Here is a 15,790-nt window from a genome sequence, read left to right on the forward strand (position 1 = left end):
AGATGTCTATAAGAGACAGGAGCTGATGGATCAGCTCAAGAAGGGCAGCAGCGGCGGTAACCGTCCGTAATCCCTGACACTCCGGGCGGAGGCCAGAGGGGAAAATTCGACGAAAAAGGTGGGAGGAAACAATTCCCCACATGCACCGAGAATCCTTTCGAGCTTTCCTTCCGGCACAAATCTCCGCCTTCCAGGCATCTAGAATTCAAGGGGCACGACCATGGGCAGCGCACTCAAGTCCGTTACGAAGGTCATCAGCAACGTCGCCAGCACGGTGAGCAAGATTGCCGGTGGCATCGCGAACATCGGCGGCAAGGCCATGGAGTTCCTCCAGAAGCCCCTGAGCTCGCTGGTGGACCCCATCGCCAAGTTCATCGGTGAGAAGGTCGGCAAGCTGCCCCTGGTCGGCAAGTTCCTGGGCCCCACGGTGGAGAACCTGGTGAAGCAGGGCGCCTCGTCCTTCCTGGGTGAGGGCACGCTGGGCAGCCTGGGCTTCCTGTCCAAGATTGCCCCCAAGGTGCAGGACATCACCAACATCGCGCAGACGGTCAAGGGCGCGGCGGACAAGGTCGGCGCCTTCGCGGAGAACCCGCTGGGTCAGCAGAACTTCCAGAACATCATCGCGCAGAACCACGCCCGCTTCGTGGAGTGATGATCCGCGCCGCTGGCGCGAACTGGTAGCGAGCCCCAGGGCCGGTCTCCCGCGAAGCTGCGGGGCCGGCCCTTCGGCTTTGCGGGCTGGCGCGGCCACCGCCGCGGTGCTCAGTGCCCTGTCTGGGCCAGCCGGCGGGTGTCGCGGATGAGGCGCTCGGTGGAGTCGCTGTCCGCGCTGTCGTAGTAGCCGCGAATCTGCCCGGCGTCGTCCACGAGCACGAAGTGTGTCCCGTGGAAGATGGAGAGCAGGTCGTCCTCGGGCGCGCCGGGCTCACGGCCCATGCTGACCTTGAAGCCCTGGACGATGGTCTCCTTCAGCTGCTCGTAGTCGCCGGTGAGGAAGCTCCAGCGGGAGAAGTCCGCGCCGTGGCGCTCGCCATACTCGGTGAGCCGCTCCGGGGTGTCGTACTTCGGATCCACGGAGAACGACACCAGCTGGAGCCCGGCGCCGGAGGACGCGGTGGCGTCCTGCACACCCACCATCTTCCGCGTGAAGGCCGGGCAGATGGTGGGGCAGCGCGTGAAGATGAAGTTGGCCACGAAGGGCTTGCCCCTCAGCTGCGTGCTCCCGAAGGGCTGGCCGTCATGCCGGGTGAAGGTGAAGTCCGGCAGCGTGCCCAGCTGGGGCAGGGCGCCACTGCCCTGGCCACGGATCAGCATGCTCCCCGTCGCGGCGGTGACGCCAAGCGCGGCCACGGCGACACCTGCCCAGAACCCCGGGCGCTGCGTGAGACGGGCCCCTGGGGCCGGAAGGACGGAGTCAGCGGACATGGCCCCGGAGGTAACGGAACCCCCGGAGTCACACAAGCGCGGCCGTGGGGGTGCGACATCCTGGCGGTCACAATTCCGTGATTTCAGTGATTTTGCATTAGTCTATACATAAATAACAGCTCTTCCGGGGAAACATCCTCTCAGTCGTTACGAAAATGTAGGCACGTCGCCTCTCTGTTTTCAGGAGTCTGCCCCCCCCGTGACGACCTACTCCGTTCGCCGTGGCGATACCCTCAGCGCGCTGGCCCAGCGCTTCAACACCTCCGTGTCGTCGCTCGCGAAGAGCAACGGCATCTCCAACCCGAACCTCATCTACGCGGGGCAGCAGCTCCGCATCCCGGACGGCTTCGACGCGCCTCGCGCCTCGGGTGGGGGCCGGGCGGCTTCCAGCTACACGGTGAAGTCGGGTGACACGCTCAGCGGCATCGCCGGTCGGCATGGCACGTCGGTGAGCGCGCTGGCCAAGGCCAACAACATCTCCAACCCGGACCGCATCTACGCGGGCCAGAAGCTCACGATTCCGGGGACGGGCGGCGCGGCGCCGAGCAGCCCGGCGCCTTCCTCGGGCGGCGGTTCGTACACCGTGAAGTCGGGCGACACGCTCAGCGGCATCGCCGGTCGGCATGGCACGTCGGTGAGCGCGCTGGCCAAGGCCAACAACATCTCCAACCCCAACCTCATCTACGTGGGCCAGCGGCTCACGATTCCGGGCGGTGGCGGCGCGTCGCCCACCCGGCCGACGCCGAACCAGCCGCCGGTGGGGGGCGTGGGTGGCCCGAAGCCGCCGACCGGTGGCTCCGCCGGCGTGACGGTGCAGCAGCTCCGGGCGGTGATGCCCAACCTGTCCCAGGCGAAGGCGGAGCAGTACCTGCCCCACCTGAACCGGGCCATGGCGGAGGCGAACATCACCACGCCCATGCGCAAGGCGGCCTTCCTGGCGCAGCTCGCGCACGAGAGCGGCCAGCTCCGCTACATGGAGGAGATTGCCTCCGGCGCCGCCTACGAGGGGCGCAGGGACCTGGGCAACACCCAGCCGGGCGACGGCGTCCGGTACAAGGGCCGTGGCCCCATCCAGCTCACGGGCCGCGCCAACTACCGCGCCGCGGGCCAGGCGCTGGGCATCGACCTGGAGGGCAACCCCCAGCGCGCCAAGGACCCGGACGTCGCGTTCCGCATCGCCGGTTGGTACTGGTCGTCGCGCAACCTCAACACCTACGCGGACGCGGGCAACTTCCGCGAGGTCACCCGCCGCATCAACGGTGGCTACAACGGCCTGGCGGACCGCGAGATGTACTACCGCCGCGCGCAGAACGTCTTCTGAGCCCGCGCTCCCAACGCGCGGTGCGGTGAAGCGGGGACCGTGGCCAGCAAGGCCCCGGTCCCCGTCGCGTTTCGGGCGAGCCCCATCCCACCGGGGAGATGCCACGTCCAACCGGGGCGACCACCGGACGCGCGCGGCCCTGCGAGACACCCTGGTGCGCTGGCTGCATCGGACAGGCCGCTCCCACCCGGAGCGCCTCCCATGCCTCGTATCGATTCGTCCGGCGGTTCCTCGCTGTCCACCATCGACACCCCCGCCGAGGCCACGGCGGCGCCCCCGTCTCCGCCGCGCGCCGCGGAGCCCCGCGCGCAGGCGCCGTCCCCCCAGCGCAACGAGGTGCGCGCCTTCGACGGCTCCACCACGAAGCCGCCGGAGCCCCCGGCTCGCGGCGCCACGCCCGTTGACGCGGGACCTGCCCGGTCCGCGGGGGAGCTGGCCGTGCTGGGAGGCTGGTCGCGCCCGGGCGCCTCGAGGGAGGAGGCGCCCACGGACGTCCTCGAAGGCCTCCGCGCGCGCCTGACGCGGGGCCTGGAGAACTGGACCGTCGGCGCTGATGACGTGCGGGCGGTGCACACCGCGCTGGGGAGCCTGCCGGCGGGCACGTACCGGGCCGCGCTGGAGCGCTTGCAGCAAGGCGGCCTGCTGGGCGCATACGTGAAGGCGCAGGACGCGGGCTCGCGGCTCGCGTTCCTGGAGCAGGCGGAGTCGAAGGGCGTGCTCCAGCGGCGCAACGGGGAGTCAGGCCCGGTAGGCCCCCTGGGCTACCCGGCGGTGCCGGACGTCTTCGTCAACGAACGGCGGCTGCCGGGGGCGCTGCGTGACGCGGTGAACGCACACGCCATTGACGTGGGCGCGGGCTTCTACCGGGCGCACGCCGAATACCTCGGCCGGTATGTCCGCGCGGTGGAGGGGGCCCCGAGCCTCCAGGAGCTGGGCGCGCTGGGGCCGCCACGCGCCGCGCACCTGCCCGAATCCCTCCTGGGCCTCGAGTGGAAGGACCCGTCGCGGCGGGACTACGAGGCGGCCTGGAAGGCGGGCATCGGCCGGCCGAAGACGCTCAACCTGGCGCTGCAACACGTCAGCGCCCGGCAGCGGGAGCTCTCCGGGGAGCGCGCCGCGGGGACGGTGCGGCTTCACGGCAAGGTGGGGGTCAGCAGCGAGCACGCCCAGTGGAGCGCGAAGGCGGCGCTCGACACCCGGGGACATGGCGCGCTGAAGGGGGACGTGGGCGTCGCCGCGCGCGCGGGCCCCGTGGGCGTCGAGGTGTCACATGACAGCTCGGGCGAGACGGAGGGGAAGGTCAAGGTGAACCTGGGCCTCGTGGAGCTCAGCCTGTCGTCGGGCGGCGAGCAGCGCGTCGCGGTGGGCGTCGGCGCGCTGCTCCAGGTGCACGCGACGCTCAACTCGAAGCAGGCGGAGCTCGGGGGCGGCGTGTCCGCGAAGCTCAAGGCGGATGGGAGCCAGGCCAGCGTCGAGGCGGGCTTCTCCATGAAGGGGCTGACGGCGGAGCGGGCTCGGCGGGCCGTGGACCGCGAGCACCGGGGCGTCTTCCAGCCGCCAGCCGAGCTGGCCTCTCGCACGACGTGGGACGCGCTGCCTGAGGCCACGCGCGCGGCCTACTCGAAGGACGGGTGGAATCGGGAGACGTGGACCCGGGCCTTGCCGCGCTGAGGCCACGGACCTGGGACAGACGTGCGTCGACCACCGGGCCCCGCGGCGAGTCCCCCGAACGGCGGTCCGGAGAGCGAGGGGCCGGGCCCTCCGGAGGGCCATGTCCCGAAGGCGTGAGCACCCTTCCCCTGGGTGACTCTTTCACGAGGAGCGAGGCAGCGCATGGCGATGGAGCGAGCGCAGCGGTTCGTGGACGCACTGGCGAAGCTGGAGAAGGAAGGCGACATGGAGGCCCTCGTCTCCCTGTTCAGCGACGACGCGCAGGTGAGCAACGTGGCCTCGCCGCAGGTCTTCTCCGGCCAGGAGGGCGCCCGGCGGTTCTGGCGTGAATACAAGGGCACGCTCCAGCGCGTGGAGTCCACCTTTCGCAACATGATTGAGGCGGGCTCCCGCGTCGCGCTCGAATGGGAGACGCAGGGCACCGCCCACAACGGCGCGGCGGTGGCCTATGAGGGCGTGTCCATCATCGAGTGGGATGGCGACCGGATCCGCCGCTTCTACGCGTACTTTGATCCGCACGCGCTCGGCCTGGAACTGACCGCCGGCAGCGCGCCGCGCACGGAAGTCCCCGCCACCACCCCCGCGTGAGGCGTGAGGCCGCCCCGCCTGGGGGCGTCAGATTGTTCCCTGTGAAGTGAGCCGCCGGGCTCGCCAGCCCGGCCGCGCCTTCCACCCCTGGCCGTTGCCCGACACTGGGCCGTGACCTTCAGACACCTCCCGATTCCCAGGTGCGGACGCTACCGTCAGCCGCCGCGTCCCCGGACCGCCGACGCTGTCCGGACAGGGACCGCGGAAAATGATGCCGGTCCGCCGGTTTCTAGGCGGTACCGTTCGACGCGGTGCGTTTCCCGGAAAGCCCGGACGCGCTAGCGTTCGCTCCGTCCTCGGAGAAGGTGGGTGGGTGATGGTGTGGCGGAGGACACGCGCTCGGATGACCGGTCCTGACCCGGCAGTTTGCTTTGCGTCTACACGGAAAAGCCTGATGACCCGCTTTGCTGCCTTCTTCATCGTCCTGTCGCTGATTGCCGCACCCCAAACCGCCTGGGCCCAGCAGCGCCAGACCGAGTCCGCGAAAAAGACCCGGGCGGTGAAGTCCTCCTCCAAGACGAAGGCCACGAAGACGAAGGCCACGAAGAAGAAGGCCGCGAAGCCGACCCGGGCCACGTCGAAGCGCAAGCCCGCGAAGAAGGGCAAGAAGGCCGCGCCGGCCGTGGACGCCCCGGAGCTTCAGCCCGTCCAGCCCATGATGCAGGTGGAGCCCGCCAGGCCCCTGTCTCCGACGGACGACGCGCCCACCGTCCAGAAGGAGTCGGGTGAGAGTCCGGCGGAAGGGGGCGACTCACTGGACTTCGACCTGCTGGAGCCCGCCGAGGCCGCGGCCGCCGCGCAGGTGGACCCGGACCTGGAGAAGCGCATTGGCCGGCGCCGCACCATGCTCAAGCTGCACCAGGGCCTGGGCTTCGCGATGGCCGCCGGCCTGGTCGGCACCACGGTGGTGGGGCAGCTCCAGTTCAACGACTCGTTCCGCGGCGGCGGTGATGACCGCAACCTGCTGGGCCTGCACCGGGGGCTCGCCATCGGCACGTCGGCGCTGTTCGCCACCGTGGGCCTGCTGGGGGTGCTGGCGCCGGAACCCTTCGAGAAGGACACGTTCCAGTGGGACACCATCACCGTCCACAAGCTGTTCATGGCGCTCGCCACCGTCGGCATGGTGGCGCAAATCGTCCTGGGCATCATGGCCACGGACCGCTTTGGCCGGCTGTCGGAGACGGACCTGGCCACCGCGCACCAGGTTTCCGGTTACGTGACGCTGGGCGCGGTGTCGGCCGGCGTCTTCACGCTGTTCTTCTGAAGCGCATGCCTTTCGTAGTGGTTCCCTGGAGGTTGACGTGATTGCTCGACGAATCGCCCTGATCGCCACCCTGGTGCTCGCGCTGCCCGCAGTCGCGCAGTCGCAGGCCCGCACGTATAGCGTCAAGAAGGACGCCAGCTCGCTCACCTACAAGCTCAAGCACAAGCTGCATGAGGTGGTGGGCAAGGCGCCGCCCAGCGACGGCAAGGCCCGCCTGATGCCGAACGGCACGCTCCAGGTGGCGGTGCGCGCCAACGTGAAGGACTTCGACTCGGGCAACGCCAACCGCGACGCGCACATGATGGAGACGACGGACGCGGCGAAGTTCCCCATCATCGACTTCAAGGGCGTGGCCACCGGCGTGAAGCCGCCCACCAGCTTCCCGGCGAAGGTGCCGGTGAAGGTGAAGGGCCAGTTGACGTTCCACGGCGTGAAGAAGACCGTGGAGATTCCGATGACGGTGCTGTTCAAGTCGGAGAAGGAGGCGGTGGCCGAGGGCAGCTTCGACATCAGCCTGGATGCCTATAACGTCAACCGCCCGTCGCTGTTGATGGTGAAGGTGGACGACGTCCTGGTGCTGGAGCCCAAGCTGGTATTCGAGGTGGAGGGTACGTGAGTTCGACGCGACGAGGATTCCTCAAGGGCATTCTGGGAACAGGCGCGGCGAGCGCGGCGGCGACGACGCTGCCGGGCTGCGCGCCGGACATCAACCCCGCTCCGGTGACGGACGTCACGGCCAGCGAGCTGGGGACGGTGGACCTCCTGGTGTCGCGCTATCCGGACCTGGAGCCCGTGGGCGGCGCGTTGACGGTGCGCGTCCCGGGTGAGCAGGTGCCGCTGCTGGTGGTGCACTCCAAGGACGACGGCGCGCCGGACGACTTCTCCGTGCTGTCGTCGCTGTGCACGCACGTCGGTTGCCCCCTGGGCTTCGACGGCAAGGACGTCATCTGCCCCTGCCACCTGTCGCGCTTCAGCGCCACGGACGGCGCGGTGCTCCAGCGGCCGGCCACCGTGCCGCTGCAGACGTTCGCGGCGGAGTACAACCCGAACACGGGCGTGCTGCGCATCAACCTGCGCGCGGGCCAGAGCGACTTCCCGTCCGCGGTGAACGGGCAGGTGGTGCTGCCGCTCAGCCAGTTCCCCCAGCTTCGGGACGTGGGCGGCTCGGTGACGGGGGTGCCGTCCGGGTACGGCAAGCGCATCTTCGTGTTCCGCCTGCAGGACAACTCGTTGTCGGCGGTGGACTCCGTGTGCACCCATGCCTTCTGCGAGGTGAACTACCGCGAGCAGGAGGCGGACCTGTTCTGCGCCTGCCACGCGTCCATCTTCACGCGGGACGGCGCGGTGACGCAGGGGCCGGCCACCATTCCCCTCAAGAAGTTCACGGTGTCGGAGACCGGCGACTCCGTGGTGCTGACCGGCGTGGCGTGAGCCATGCGCGGGTGGGCCCGACACCAGGCCCGCCCGCACTCGAAGGGCGCGCGGCGTCGCTCAGCCGAGCCGGCTCCAGAAGGAGCGCTTGGAGGAGATGCGCTCCAGGGCTTGTTGCAGCTCCTCGTCGTGGTCGGCGCGCAGCGCGATGTCGCCCAGGGAGATGATGCCCACGATGCCGTCGTCGCGCTCCACCACGGGGATGCGGCGCAGCTGACGGCGCCCCATCAGCCCGATGACGTCATGGAGCGTGTCGTCCGGCGTGACGGCCTCCACGTCATCCGTCATCACGTCGGACGCGCGGAGCTGTTCGGGTGAGCGGCCTCCCGTGAGGGCGCGGACCACCAGGTCCCGGTCGGTGACGATGCCCACCAGCCGGCCTCGCTCGTCCACGATGGGGACGACGCCGCAGGACTCGTCCTTCATGATTTGCGCCACGTCCCGCAGCGGGCTCTCCGGGCGCGCCGTGCGCACGTTGCGCGTCATCACCTCGCGGGCCATCAGGGGCTCGTGACGCCAGCGGCCGGGGCGGGCGCGGCCCGCGACGGCGGTGTAGACCTGGGTGCTCGCGCCGTCACGCCGCGCGCTGGTGGACGAAGGCGCGCCTGCTCCAGCCCAGCGGTGGGTGCTCGCCTCGTCACGGGCTGAAGCGGACGCCGCGCCTTCCCCGCGGTAGGTGCTCGCCTCGTCGCGGCCCGGGCCATGGGATGCGCTCCGGTCCATCCGGTAGTGGGGGCGCGCGTCGCCATGGCGCTCCTCGCCGTGCAAGGCGCGCTCACGGCCATGGAAGCGCACGTCGCGGTAGGACTCCCCCTGAGGGGCCTGCGTGAGGGAGGGCTCGTCGCCACCGCCGCCGTAGCCGGTGCGGTCCCAGGACCGGTAGTCAGCGCGCTGGCGGGAGAACTCGACGTCCTGTTCCCCGGTGTCGTGCCGGGGTCCCTTGCCGCTGGCATAGTGGCTGTCCCGGTCGTCCCGGCCGTAGGGGCCGCTGTCCTCCGGGGACGTGCCGTTCATGTCCTCGCGAGGCCCGTCGTCCACCTGGGTGCGCGGCCTGGCCATGCGCATCGTCGCCGCGCGGTGGTAGCGGCCCTGGCGGGTGGAGGCCTCCTCGTCGCGGGCGGGGTTCCAGCCGGTGAGGTCGGACTCGGCGCGCTCCCGCGAGCCCGGAGGCGCCACGTCCGCCTCGCGGTGGGGTTCATCCCTGCCGTTGTCCATGCTTCTGTGGGTCATGACGCTCCTCGGGCGCAGTGGGGTTCAAACTGCAACGCTGGGGGTGAGGCCGCGTGCCTCCAAGGTGCGAGCGTCCGAGCGAGCGGGTGCCTGTCCCGCCCTGGCGCTCCTCACCCCGCCGCCAGCGCGTCCCCCAGGCGGACCAGGCCGCTGAACTCCTCCAGCTCCGCGCCCGCGTCCGGCGCGGCCACCGCGAGCGTCCCGGTGGGAAGGTGCCGGGTGAGGCGGTCGAGCACGTCCTGGTGGGCCTTGGCGCGCGCCTGCTCCACCGCGGCCAGGCGGGCCAGGGCCGCCACGGCGTGCTCCGCGTGGCGGTCGCCTCCGGTGTGCTCCAGCAGGGCCTCGGGCGCCGCGAGCACGTCGTCATGGGCCCAGCTCCGGTTCAGCACGTAGCCCGCGAAGGGCAGGCCCCGCGCGGCCAGCGTCTCGCGGAACCAGGTGGCCTCGCGCAGGGAGGCGGGCTCCGGGGACGTCACCAGCAGGAAGGCCGCGTCCGGCGAGGCCAACCGCTGGTGCAGCCGCTCCGTGTGCAGCCGCATGCCGGAGAAGAGGCCGCCGAACGCGCCGATGAAGCCGCGCATCTCCTGGGTGAAGCCCGCGCCGAAGATGCCCGCCAGGACGCGGTCCACCACCACCTGCGCGCCGTGCCACAGCCGCCCGCCGCGCGCCCGCTTCTGCGGGCCGAACAGCGACACGATGCGTTCATCCAGGAAGCGCGCCAGCCGTCCGGGCGCGTCCAGGAAGTCCAGCGCGTGCCGGCTGGGGGGCGTGTCCAGCAGGATGAGCTCGTAGCGGCCGTCCTCGAGGAAGCCGTCCAGGGCCTCGGCGGCGGCGTACTCCTGCACGCCCGCCACCAGCTCCGACAGGAAGCGGTAGAGGCGGTGGTCGACAATCGCGCGCGCCGTTTCGGGCGTGGGCGCCAGCCGGTGCACCATGCGCTCGAAGATGGCGCGGGGGTCCAGCATCCACACGTCCAGGAGCCCCGGGCCCTGGCGGCCATCGGCGAAGAGGCGCTCGGGGGGAATCGACGTGGGCTCGGGGCCGCTCTCCTGCAGTCCCATGGCCTCCGCGAGCCTGCGCGCCGGGTCGATGGTGAGCACCAGCACCCGCCGTCCCGCGCGCGCGGCGGCCACGCCCAGGGCCGCCGCCGTCGTCGTCTTGCCCACGCCGCCCGCTCCGCACAGGACGACGACGCGCTTCTCACGCAGCAGCCGGCGCAGGTCGCCCGCGCTCATGGCGTGCGCTCCCGTGACACGCGCCGGCGCCCGCTGCTTCGTCGCCCATGGCTCACGGCAGGGCCTCCTGCCAAGGCGCGTGCTCCGGGCGAGGTGCGAACCCCTCCGCCAGCGCCTCGACCAGCGCGGGGCCGGTGGCGGGAAGCTCGGGCAGGGTGAGCAGCGGCGCGCGCAGCGTGCGCGCCAGCCGGAGGGAGGCGGCCCGGGCCCGCTCCAGCCGCTCCAGCTCACGCCACCCCTGGTGCGGCCCGTGCGCGGCGAGCAGCCGGCGCAGCGCGGCGCGGGACTCGGGCGTGAAGGGGTCCTCCGGCATCCGGTTGAGGACGGCCGCGGACAGGGGCAGCTCCAGCCGGCGCAGCTCGGCGGCCACGGTGAGCGCCTCGCTGACGGGCAGCGGCTCCGGCAGGCTGGTGAGGACCACCGCGGTGCGCGCCGCATCCTGGAGGAAGTCGAGCCCCTCCCGCACGTCGCGGCCAATGGGGCCCCCGGGCATCAGGGACAGCACGCGCTGGGGCAGGGCGGCCAGCGCCAGCGCGTGTCCCGTGGCGGGCAGGTCGACGACGGTCAGCGGGTGGACGAAGCGCCCATCCGGCCGGGTGAGCCGGAGCAGGGCCAGCAGTTGGTACATCAGCCCCATCTCCCGGAGCGCGGGCCCGGCTTCCAGGAAGCGGCGCAGGGCCCGGGTACGCAGCGCGGCGTCGGCCAGCCAGCGCGCGGGCAGGGCGCGCTCCAGGAAGTGCCGGTGGCCCTCCGCCGCGGACAGCCGCACGAAGTGGAGCCCGGGACGCACCCGCGTCACCTGGGGCCCTGCCTGACGCGCTCCCACTCGCGCGGCCAGGGGGGAAGGCCCGTCCTCCTCCGGCGCCAGCTCCGCCAGCAGCACGGTGCGGCCCGCGCGCGCGGCGGCCACGGCCAGCGCCGCCGCCAGCGTCGTCTTCCCCACGCCGCCCTTGCCCGATACGAGCAGCGCACGCTTGTCCCAGAGGGCTTCGAGCACCGGCCACCGTCCTGTCGCAGCGCCCCAGGCCGCGCGCTGTCCCCGATACGGTGGGGAAGGCGACACGCCAGGACAACCGAGGCCCCGGTGCCACGGCCCCAGGCACGCGGTCGCTCGCGTGCCCGGGCGGCGCTGGGACTACAGCGCCTCGATGACCTTCTTGATGCGCTCGAAGGCCCAGTCCAGCTCGGCCTGGGTGACGATGAGCGGCGGCGTGAGGCGGATGACGGAGTCGTGCGTCTCCTTGCAGAGCACGCCCTCTTTCATCAACGCCTCGCAGGCAGGCCGCGCGGAGATGTCCAGCGCCACGCCAATCATCAGCCCCCGGCCGCGCACCTCCACGATGTGGCGGTTCTTCAGCGTCCTCAGCATGGCCAGGAACGACGCGCCCAGCTCGGCGGAGCGCTCCACCAGGCGCTCGTCGCGCAGCACGTCCAGGGCGGTGCGCGCCACGGCGCAGCCCAGCGGATTGCCGCCGTAGGTGCTGCCGTGCTCGCCGGGGCGGAGCACGCCCATGACCTCGTCATCCGCCATGACGGCGGACACCGGGTAGAAGCCGCCCGACAGCGCCTTGCCCACCACGACGACGTCCGGCCGCACGTCCTCGTGCTGGAAGGCGAACGTCTTCCCGGTGCGCCCCAGGCCCGTCTGGATTTCATCCACCATGAACAGCACGCGGTGCTGGCGGCAGAGCCCGGCCACCTGCTTCAGGTAGCCGTCGCGCGGAATCAGCACGCCGGCCTCCGCCTGGATGGGCTCCATCAGGATGGCGCAGGTGTTGGGGGTGATGGCGCGCCGCACCGCCTCCACGTCGTCGTAGGGCACCACGGTGAAGCCGGGCGTGAAGGGGCCAAAGCCCCGCCGGTAGCTCGGCTCGGTGGAGAAGCTGATGAGGCTGATGGTGCGCCCGTGGAAGTTGTTCGCGAAGACGATGACCTCCGCCTTGTCCTCGGGGATGCCCTTGACGGTGTGGCCCCACTTGCGCGCCAGCTTGATGGCCGTCTCCACCGCCTCCGCCCCCGAGTTCATCGGCAGCGCGCGGCTCAAGCCAGACAGCTCGCGCAGGGCCTTGTAGAGGTGGGGGAGCTGGTCATTGCGGAAGGCCCGTGACGTCAGCGTCACCTTCGCGGCCTGCTCGCGCAGCGTCTCCAGGATGCGCGGGTGACAGTGCCCCTGGTTCACCGCCGAGTACGCGCTCAGGCAGTCCAGGTACTTGCGGCCCTCCACGTCATGGACCCAGCAGCCCTCGCCCCGCTCGATGACGAGGTCCAGCGGATGGTAGTTGTGCGCCCCATACCGCTCCTCCAGGTCGATGAAGTCGCGCGTGGAGAGGGCGGGGGCGGCGTGCTCGGTGCTCATGGAACTCCCTGGGGTGTCGGGTGGCGCGAAGCAGGACCCTCGATTTCGATGAAGTCCTTCGACGTGTCCACCCTCGCATGCGCCCAGGCGGTTGTTTCGTTGAGCACCGCACCCCGGCCATGGCTCGCCGCGTCAGTGGACGGACCAGCGCTCCGCGATTTCTTCGCAGGCGAGCACCACGTCGCTCAGCCGCCGGATGTGCGCCCGCGGCGCGGTGAAGACCGTCCCCGCGAAGACGTCCACCACCTGGATGAGGCGGTGGTCACACGGGCCCAGCGGGCACAGGTGCTGCTCGGTGAAGCGCTGGAGCAGCGTGCCGATGTACTGCCCTGAGCGCTCATCCAGCGGCTGGTGCTTGGAGAAGTAGAGCTTCATCAAGCCCACGCGCGCGTTGCCATGTCTGTCCATGCGCTGGAGCACGACCTCCGGCCGCACGCTGATGGTGACGCCCGCCACCTCCAGCACCGGAGGCTCCGCGCCGACCGCGCTGATGAGCGTCTCCTCCAAATCCAACCAGGGCACCAGGTCCGCGAAGCGCTCGAGCGCCTCTGAACAGAGCTGCAGCCGCTGCGCCTCGAACTCCGTCTGGGGCACGCTGCACGCGAAGCGGCGCTGATGCTCGCGGAGGAGGGCCAGGTCCATGCCCCGGCAGAGGAAGTCCGTAATCGCATGCGACGCCTCCGGGTAGCGCAGGTACTGCTGCTCCGGCGGGTGCTTCTGGTCGCGGATGATGCGCTTGCGACGCGCGGGCGTGGCGACGAGGTACTCGCCCAACTTGTTCACGGACACACGCGGCAGTTCACGGATTTCCGCCATGGAATCGCTCCCCCTGGGTGCTGGCGAATAAGCACACAGTACAGAGGGGGGCTGACACGCATGGGCCGGCGTGAGGGCTCACTCCCTCTGGGGTTCGCCGTCGGGGTAGGCGCTCCAATACGTGTCGGGCAAGGGGTTGGTGCCGGCGTCGCTGCGCGGTCCATCCCCATCCCCAATCTCATCCAGGATGGCGCCGGGCGTGCGCTCCGCCGGGTCGATGGTGCGGGTGCGCATGGGCTGTGTGTCTTCAGCCGCCTCGGCGGTGTCCGTCAGGTCGCGTTCCTCTTCGCTCTCCGGAGTGGGCTGCCGCGGCTCCTGCGTGCGGCCGTAGTAATCCTCGGGTGGCTGGATGCCCGGCTGTTGCTGCTTGTCGCGCTGAGCCATGGTGGATTCCCTCCGTCACACTACGCTCGTAACGGGACAGGCCGGCGGCAACGGGCCGGCGGGCATGCAAGCCAGGAGAGCGGGCAGGCGGTCGGGATGGACGTCTCGGGTCCGGTGCGCCAAGACTGGCGGGATGGCCGAGCAATCCCAACAGACACCGTCCGCCGTGGCCGGACCGTTGCTCCACCTGGGGTGCCAGTCCTGCGGCGCGCGCCTGGTGCTGGAGCCCGCGCTGCGGACCACGCGCTGCCCCTACTGCGCCGCGCCCGCCGTGGTGGAGCGTCCTCCGGTGCCCGGTGTGCCGGAGCCTGTCTTCGCGCTGGGCTTCGCGCTCACGCATATGGCGGCGAAGGCGCAGGTGGCGCGATGGTTGCGCTCGCGCAGCCGCTTCACGCGCTCCGGCATCCGCTCCGCCGCTCCGGGCGAGGTGCGAGGCGTGTACGTGCCCGCGTACCTCTACAGCGTGCTGGCGCAGGCGCGCTACCGCGCCTCCATCGGGGAGAACTACCAGGAGACGGAGACGTACACGACGACGGAGAACGGGAAGACGGTGACGCGTACGCGCACCGTGACGCGCACGGAGTGGCGCCCGCTGGAAGGGGAGCTCTCCAGCTACGTGGCGGACGTGCTCGTCACCGCGTCCAAGGGCCTGGACAACGCGGAGCTGGAGGCGCTGGAGCCCTTCGACCTGCGCGGCCTGGCGCGCTACACCCCGGCGCTCATCTCCGGCTGGTTGGCGGAGGAGCCCTCGCTCACGCTGGCGCAGTGTGAGGCGCTGGCCCGGAAGGAAGCGGTGGAGCGCGTCAGCGGGCTGTTGTCGCGCTTCATGCCGGGGGACTCGCACCGGGGCCTGGAGCACGAGTCACGGCTGGACTGGGAGGCGCTCGACGTGTGCCTGCTGCCCGTCTGGGTGCTGGCGGTGAAGTACGCGAAGGACGCGCCGCCGCTGCGGGTGCTCGTCAACGGGCAGACGGGGGCCGTTCACGGCAAGGCGCCCATCTCCCCGTGGAAGGTGCTGGCCGCCGTGGTGGCGCTGCTGGTGGTGCTGGCCGTGGGCTGGCTGTTCATGGGAGGCGGGCGATGAGCGCCGAGGCGGTGAGGGTGGCGCCCTGCCAGCGCTGTGACTGCGCGCTGGAGGCGGAGGACCTGCGCTGCCCCATCTGCGGGCTGACGGCGCCGCCTCCGCCACGCGCCGCGGTGGAGCGCGCGCGGGCCCGCGTGGTGCGGTGTGACAGCTGCGGCGCGGCGGTGGAGTACTCCGTGGAGGCGAAGGCGCCCCGGTGTGACTACTGCGGCTCCGTCACCCACGTGGAGACGACGGCGGACCCGGTGGAGCAGGCGCAGCACTGGCTGCCCTTCACCGTGGACACCGAGGCCGCGCGCGGCGCGCTGATGGGCTTCCTGGGACGGGGTGGCTTCTTCCGGCCGTCCGGGCTGGCGCAGGAGGCCTCGCTGGAGTCGCTGCGTCCGGTGTGGTGGCCGGCGTGGATGTTCGACGCGGGCGTGGACGTGAGCTGGACGGCGGATTCGAACGCGGGCTCGCGGCGGTCGGACTGGGCGCCGCACGCGGGCCGGACGCGCTTCGACTTCCAGGGCATTCCGGTGCCGGCCTCGCGCGGGTTGAAGGTGAAGGAGTGCGAGGCGCTGGCGCCCCACTACCAGCGAGGCTCCGGCCAGGACACGCCGCGAGGGCCAGAAGGCGCGCACATTGAGCGCTTCGAGGCCACGCGCTCGGGGGCCCGGCGCACCGTGCTGGGGGCGGTGGAGCGGCTGGCCCGCGAGCGCCTCCAGCAGGGCGTCATTCCGGGCTCCCGCTTCCGGAACGTCCACGTCGCCGTGGCGCTGTCCAGCCTGCGCACCCAGCGGCTGGCCCTGCCCGTGTTCGTGCTGGCTTATCGCTACCGCGACAAGCCGTACCGGGTGCTGGTGCACGGGCAGGACGCGAACGTGGTGCTGGGCGAGGCGCCCATCTCCCCGTTGCGCGTGGCGGCGGTCATCCTGGCGGCGCTGCTGGTGCTGGTGGGCATGCTGTACGGCGCCCGCGTGCTGTAGCCGACCGTGACGCCGCG

16 protein-coding genes are annotated in these 15,790 nt (G+C 71.3%); 9 read left to right on the top strand and 7 right to left on the bottom strand.

What is annotated here, in order from left to right:
* Window positions 1–220: 220 nt before the first annotated feature.
* The gene (locus tag G4D87_RS06060) at window positions 221–652 is read left to right on the top strand and encodes a hypothetical protein (protein WP_163779869.1); all 432 of its coding nucleotides are present in this window, start codon (window positions 221–223) and stop codon (window positions 650–652) included.
* A gap of 110 nt (window positions 653–762) precedes the next feature.
* Here G4D87_RS06060 and G4D87_RS06065 read toward each other — a convergent pair whose 3' ends face one another.
* Window positions 763–1,350 carry an SCO family protein gene (locus tag G4D87_RS06065; RefSeq protein ID WP_338044905.1) on the bottom strand — a complete coding sequence of 196 codons (588 nt, stop codon included), beginning with the start codon at window positions 1,348–1,350 and terminating at the stop codon, window positions 763–765.
* A 274-nt stretch (window positions 1,351–1,624) separates the two neighbouring features.
* On the opposite strand from G4D87_RS06065, the gene G4D87_RS06070 reads away from it, so the two are divergent.
* The 6 genes from G4D87_RS06070 to G4D87_RS06095 all read left to right on the top strand — a co-directional run bounded on the left by G4D87_RS06070 (window position 1,625) and on the right by G4D87_RS06095 (window position 7,700).
* On the top strand, window positions 1,625–2,746 hold the full coding sequence (locus G4D87_RS06070) for a LysM peptidoglycan-binding domain-containing protein (RefSeq protein ID WP_163779871.1): 1,122 nt from the start codon (window positions 1,625–1,627) through the stop codon (window positions 2,744–2,746).
* Window positions 2,747–2,947: 201 nt separating this feature from the next.
* Window positions 2,948–4,417 carry a hypothetical protein gene (locus G4D87_RS06075; protein ID WP_240358043.1) on the top strand — a complete coding sequence of 490 codons (1,470 nt, stop codon included), beginning with the start codon at window positions 2,948–2,950 and terminating at the stop codon, window positions 4,415–4,417.
* Window positions 4,418–4,579: 162 nt separating this feature from the next.
* Window positions 4,580–5,005, top strand: coding sequence for a nuclear transport factor 2 family protein (locus G4D87_RS06080; RefSeq protein WP_163779875.1), 426 nt, complete (start codon window positions 4,580–4,582; stop codon window positions 5,003–5,005).
* Between the two features lie 394 nt (window positions 5,006–5,399).
* Window positions 5,400–6,269 carry a hypothetical protein gene (locus tag G4D87_RS06085; RefSeq protein WP_163779877.1) on the top strand — a complete coding sequence of 290 codons (870 nt, stop codon included), beginning with the start codon at window positions 5,400–5,402 and terminating at the stop codon, window positions 6,267–6,269.
* 37 nt (window positions 6,270–6,306) lie between these two features.
* Window positions 6,307–6,885, top strand: a complete 579-nt coding sequence (locus tag G4D87_RS06090; RefSeq protein WP_163779879.1) for a YceI family protein — start codon at window positions 6,307–6,309, stop codon at window positions 6,883–6,885.
* On the top strand, window positions 6,882–7,700 hold the full coding sequence (locus tag G4D87_RS06095) for a QcrA and Rieske domain-containing protein (RefSeq protein ID WP_163779881.1): 819 nt from the start codon (window positions 6,882–6,884) through the stop codon (window positions 7,698–7,700). Before G4D87_RS06090 ends, G4D87_RS06095 begins: the two co-directional genes overlap by 4 nt.
* Window positions 7,701–7,760: 60 nt before the next feature.
* Here G4D87_RS06095 and G4D87_RS06100 read toward each other — a convergent pair whose 3' ends face one another.
* The 6 genes from G4D87_RS06100 to G4D87_RS06125 form a co-directional block, all read right to left on the bottom strand.
* A complete protein-coding gene (locus tag G4D87_RS06100; RefSeq protein ID WP_163779883.1) occupies window positions 7,761–8,930 on the bottom strand; it encodes a CBS domain-containing protein in 1,170 nt (389 codons plus the stop codon).
* Window positions 8,931–9,040: 110 nt separating this feature from the next.
* A complete protein-coding gene (locus G4D87_RS06105) occupies window positions 9,041–10,165 on the bottom strand; it encodes an ArsA family ATPase (protein WP_163779885.1) in 1,125 nt (374 codons plus the stop codon).
* Window positions 10,166–10,217: 52 nt separating this feature from the next.
* A complete protein-coding gene (locus G4D87_RS06110) occupies window positions 10,218–11,162 on the bottom strand; it encodes an ArsA-related P-loop ATPase (protein WP_163779887.1) in 945 nt (314 codons plus the stop codon).
* A 138-nt stretch (window positions 11,163–11,300) separates the two neighbouring features.
* On the bottom strand, window positions 11,301–12,521 hold the full coding sequence (rocD, locus tag G4D87_RS06115; RefSeq protein ID WP_163779889.1) for an ornithine--oxo-acid transaminase: 1,221 nt from the start codon (window positions 12,519–12,521) through the stop codon (window positions 11,301–11,303).
* Between the two features lie 132 nt (window positions 12,522–12,653).
* Window positions 12,654–13,337, bottom strand: coding sequence for a hypothetical protein (locus tag G4D87_RS06120; protein WP_163779891.1), 684 nt, complete (start codon window positions 13,335–13,337; stop codon window positions 12,654–12,656).
* Between the two features lie 78 nt (window positions 13,338–13,415).
* Window positions 13,416–13,721 carry a hypothetical protein gene (locus tag G4D87_RS06125; RefSeq protein WP_163779893.1) on the bottom strand — a complete coding sequence of 102 codons (306 nt, stop codon included), beginning with the start codon at window positions 13,719–13,721 and terminating at the stop codon, window positions 13,416–13,418.
* Between the two features lie 64 nt (window positions 13,722–13,785).
* Here G4D87_RS06125 and G4D87_RS06130 point away from each other — a divergent pair, with 64 nt between their 5' ends.
* Together G4D87_RS06130 and G4D87_RS06135 are read left to right on the top strand one after the other, a co-directional pair.
* Window positions 13,786–14,805, top strand: coding sequence for a hypothetical protein (locus G4D87_RS06130; RefSeq protein WP_163779895.1), 1,020 nt, complete (start codon window positions 13,786–13,788; stop codon window positions 14,803–14,805).
* Window positions 14,802–15,773, top strand: a complete 972-nt coding sequence (locus tag G4D87_RS06135; RefSeq protein ID WP_163779897.1) for a TFIIB-type zinc ribbon-containing protein — start codon at window positions 14,802–14,804, stop codon at window positions 15,771–15,773. Before G4D87_RS06130 ends, G4D87_RS06135 begins: the two co-directional genes overlap by 4 nt.
* Window positions 15,774–15,790: the final 17 nt, after the last annotated feature.

The sequence above is a fragment of the Myxococcus vastator genome (assembly GCF_010894475.1).
In the GTDB taxonomy this organism is placed as follows: Bacteria; Myxococcota; Myxococcia; order Myxococcales; family Myxococcaceae; genus Myxococcus; species Myxococcus vastator.

Excerpts from the sequence above, each read along its gene's own strand:
- rocD (WP_163779889.1), bottom strand. The coding sequence starts at position 12,521 with ATGAGCACCGAGCACGCCGCCCCCGCCCTCTCCACGCGCGACTTCATC.
- G4D87_RS06100 (WP_163779883.1), bottom strand. The coding sequence starts at position 8,930 with ATGACCCACAGAAGCATGGACAACGGCAGGGATGAACCCCACCGCGAG.
- G4D87_RS06120 (WP_163779891.1), bottom strand. The coding sequence starts at position 13,337 with ATGGCGGAAATCCGTGAACTGCCGCGTGTGTCCGTGAACAAGTTGGGC.
- G4D87_RS06080 (WP_163779875.1), top strand. The coding sequence starts at position 4,580 with ATGGCGATGGAGCGAGCGCAGCGGTTCGTGGACGCACTGGCGAAGCTG.
- G4D87_RS06060 (WP_163779869.1), top strand. The coding sequence starts at position 221 with ATGGGCAGCGCACTCAAGTCCGTTACGAAGGTCATCAGCAACGTCGCC.
- G4D87_RS06125 (WP_163779893.1), bottom strand. The coding sequence starts at position 13,721 with ATGGCTCAGCGCGACAAGCAGCAACAGCCGGGCATCCAGCCACCCGAG.
- G4D87_RS06105 (WP_163779885.1), bottom strand. The coding sequence starts at position 10,165 with ATGAGCGCGGGCGACCTGCGCCGGCTGCTGCGTGAGAAGCGCGTCGTC.
- G4D87_RS06085 (WP_163779877.1), top strand. The coding sequence starts at position 5,400 with ATGACCCGCTTTGCTGCCTTCTTCATCGTCCTGTCGCTGATTGCCGCA.
- G4D87_RS06075 (WP_240358043.1), top strand. The coding sequence starts at position 2,948 with ATGCCTCGTATCGATTCGTCCGGCGGTTCCTCGCTGTCCACCATCGAC.
- G4D87_RS06135 (WP_163779897.1), top strand. The coding sequence starts at position 14,802 with ATGAGCGCCGAGGCGGTGAGGGTGGCGCCCTGCCAGCGCTGTGACTGC.
- G4D87_RS06130 (WP_163779895.1), top strand. The coding sequence starts at position 13,786 with ATGCAAGCCAGGAGAGCGGGCAGGCGGTCGGGATGGACGTCTCGGGTC.